3 protein-coding genes are annotated in these 1220 nt (G+C 38.9%); all 3 read left to right on the forward strand.

Annotated features, from left to right (window positions below):
* Nucleotides 1–91: 91 nt before the first annotated feature.
* The 3 genes from IEX29_RS27110 to IEX29_RS26335 all read left to right on the forward strand — a co-directional run bounded on the left by IEX29_RS27110 (nucleotide 92) and on the right by IEX29_RS26335 (nucleotide 1049).
* Nucleotides 92–226 (forward strand): hypothetical protein, encoded by a 135-nt coding sequence (locus IEX29_RS27110; RefSeq protein ID WP_268239127.1) that lies wholly within the window; start codon nucleotides 92–94, stop codon nucleotides 224–226.
* Nucleotides 227–356: 130 nt separating this feature from the next.
* Nucleotides 357–497 carry a hypothetical protein gene (locus IEX29_RS26330; protein WP_188738851.1) on the forward strand — a complete coding sequence of 47 codons (141 nt, stop codon included), beginning with the start codon at nucleotides 357–359 and terminating at the stop codon, nucleotides 495–497.
* Between the two features lie 21 nt (nucleotides 498–518).
* The gene (locus IEX29_RS26335) at nucleotides 519–1049 is read left to right on the forward strand and encodes a dUTP diphosphatase (RefSeq protein ID WP_188738853.1); all 531 of its coding nucleotides are present in this window, start codon (nucleotides 519–521) and stop codon (nucleotides 1047–1049) included.
* Nucleotides 1050–1220 lie beyond the last annotated feature (171 nt).

Below are 1220 nucleotides of genomic sequence, written 5' to 3' on the forward strand. Positions count from 1 at the left end.
AGATTAGTAAAGCTTTGGGTATGAACAATCATGAGTTCCGAGAGTATTTGAGAAATATTGGCGTGAAGATTAGTACTAGGAGGAGCAAGGGATGAAATACGGAATTTTTATACCTGGATTACCAGGACCATTAGAAACTTATGACAGCATGTTCGAAGCTTATGAGGCTGCTAAATATGCTGCTGAAGAAACGGATATATTTCATGAAGTCAAGGAGGTTGATTGATATGAAGAAAATTTACGTCAAAGAAACCACCAAGAAAACGCACGATGATGATGTATTGATTGTTGTTAAAACGTATCACAGCAAGGTAAGGGATTATGATTATGTGATTTTTAGGTAGGGGGGATGGAGAATGTCTAACGAATTACACGTGAGTGATATTGAAGATAAAATTCAAGAAAAAATGGAGCAATATGAACAAGAAGGTAAGGTCATAAGATTGGATGAACTTTCGAAGTTAGCAGGGTGGATTGCGAATGATGAAGATTATTGATATACGGAGGATTGATTGAAGATGAAAGTCAAAAAGATGCATCCAGATGCGGTGTTACCAAAATACGCACAACAAGGCGATAGTGGATTTGATTTAGTAGCTGTTGAAGATGTGATTATTGAACCGGGAGAAACAAAACTAATTAAAACAGGATTAGCATTCGATATTCCAGAAGGATTTGAAATACAAGTAAGGCCACGTTCCGGTATCACATTAAAAACCAAATTAAGGGTGCAGCTTGGCACAATTGACTCGAATTATCGTGGTGAGGTTGGGGTGATTGTGGATAATAATGCACAACCACTTGAAATAAGAGGAGATTACAATTTTTTAGCAAAGTTAGTGGACGGCACTAGATTACGGGCTGATACAAATACAGGAGGAAAAACTTGCGACAGAGGAACATATCTAATTCTTAAAGGCGACCGCATAGGGCAAGGAATACTTGCCCCAGTAGCTAGAACGGAATTCGAAGAGGTAGACAAGTTATCCGATTCAGAACGTGGTGTAAATGGATATGGTTCTACAGGGGTTAAGTATACAAAGGAGTGATTACATGAGCGAAACCGAGGTACAGCAACGCAAATCAGAGCTTATCAAAGGACTTCGGCGCCTTGGAATCTATCAAACTAGCGATGGAAGAAATATAGACGAAGTAAGACTATATACACTCGAATGGACTTATATCGAAGCCTTAAACGGGGTAGTGAGAAATGCGAGCTA

The organism is Oceanobacillus neutriphilus (assembly GCF_014645515.1).
Taxonomy (GTDB): Bacteria; Bacillota; Bacilli; order Bacillales; family Amphibacillaceae; genus Oceanobacillus; species Oceanobacillus neutriphilus.

Bases quoted from the DNA above. Each gene is read 5' to 3' on its own strand.
- IEX29_RS27110 (WP_268239127.1), top strand. From the start codon at position 92: ATGAAATACGGAATTTTTATACCTGGATTACCAGGACCATTAGAAACT.
- IEX29_RS26330 (WP_188738851.1), top strand. From the start codon at position 357: ATGTCTAACGAATTACACGTGAGTGATATTGAAGATAAAATTCAAGAA.
- IEX29_RS26335 (WP_188738853.1), top strand. From the start codon at position 519: ATGAAAGTCAAAAAGATGCATCCAGATGCGGTGTTACCAAAATACGCA.